Below are 1,373 nucleotides of genomic sequence, written 5' to 3'. Positions count from 1 at the left end.
ACTTTGAATTTTCCATAAGAAATGTTGTTATTGTTCTAACTGGGAATCCTGTTGCTCCTTTTGGATGATAATACCAGCCTTTTGTATTATGAGCAGGTCCCGCAATATCTATATGAACCCATGGAATATTTTTATCAACAAATTTTTCAAGGAATAATCCGGCTGTTATAGCACCACCGTATCTTGTTGTTCCAATGTTATAAACATCTGCATTAGGAGCTTTTATATGCTCTCTAAGCATATCGTTAAATGGTAGTTGCCACATCCATTCTCCAGTTTTTTCAGAGGTTTCAAGAACCTGATTGATTAATCGCTGGTTGTTACCCATTACACCTGCAGTATATTCACCAAGGGCAACAATACAAGCACCGGTAAGAGTTGCCATATCTATAATTGCATCAGGTTTAAGCTCAGATACATAACACAATGCATCTGCAAGGGTTAATCTTCCTTCTGCATCGGTATTCCCAATCTCAATGCTTACACCATTTTTTGCAACAATAATATCATCAGGCCTATAGGATTTACCATCAGGCATATTTTCTGCTGCAGCGATAACACCATGAACAGCCACGTCAGGTTTAAGCTCACCAATTGCTTTGAATATTCCCAGAACGGCACATGCTCCGGCCTTGTCAGATTTCATCCATCTCATATAATCTCCCGGCTTTATATTAAGACCACCACTATCAAATGTTAAACCTTTACCAACAAGGGCTATCTCTTTTTTAGCCTTTTTAGGTTTGTATGTTAGGTGAATAAATCTTGGAGGATTTGCACTTCCTCTGGCAACAGCCAGATAAGCATTCATTCCCATTTTTTCTATTTCATCTTCATCATATATTTTGACCTCAAATCCATATTCTTTGGCAAGCTCTTCTGCGATTTCTGCCAGTTTTTGAGGATTTATGACATTTCCCGGTTCATTTACAAGGTCTCTTGTAAAGTTTTGAGCTTCAGCTAGTATTTTGCCTATTTTTACCTTTTCTTCTGCAGCATTTTTATATTTTCTTTTCACTCTAATCTGAACCTCTTTAGGTTCAAATTCATCTTTTTTGGACATATATTTATCAAATCTGTAATTTCCAAGTATTACTCCTTCTGTGATTGCCTGTGCTATATCAGGGTCTTCATCTTTAATTGAAAGAGCTTCAGCATCAATCATCGCTTTGTCTACTTTCATATTCCTCATCTTTCTAACAGCTGCAGCACCAAGTCTTCTTGCTTTATCAAGGTCAAAATCTCTTTTGGAACCTGCACCGATAAGAATTACAAAATCAGCCTTTCCTTTTCCAAGTGATGGAACTGTTAGAACTTTCCCAAAATCACCATTAAATTTTATTTCTCTTTTGAGGGCTGATATTGCACCTTCA

The 1,373-nt window shown here is 37.0% G+C and carries 1 protein-coding gene; it reads right to left on the bottom strand.

Features of this window, described 5'->3' with window-relative positions; genetic code table 11:
* Positions 1-1,373, bottom strand: a 1,373-nt coding sequence (locus HG1285_RS01425) for a leucyl aminopeptidase (RefSeq protein ID WP_008289402.1), incomplete at both ends; no start/stop codon positions are given.

The organism is Hydrogenivirga sp. 128-5-R1-1, from assembly GCF_000171895.1.
Note: the sequence above shows the minus strand (reverse complement) of the source record. Positions and strands in the feature narration are given on the sequence as shown.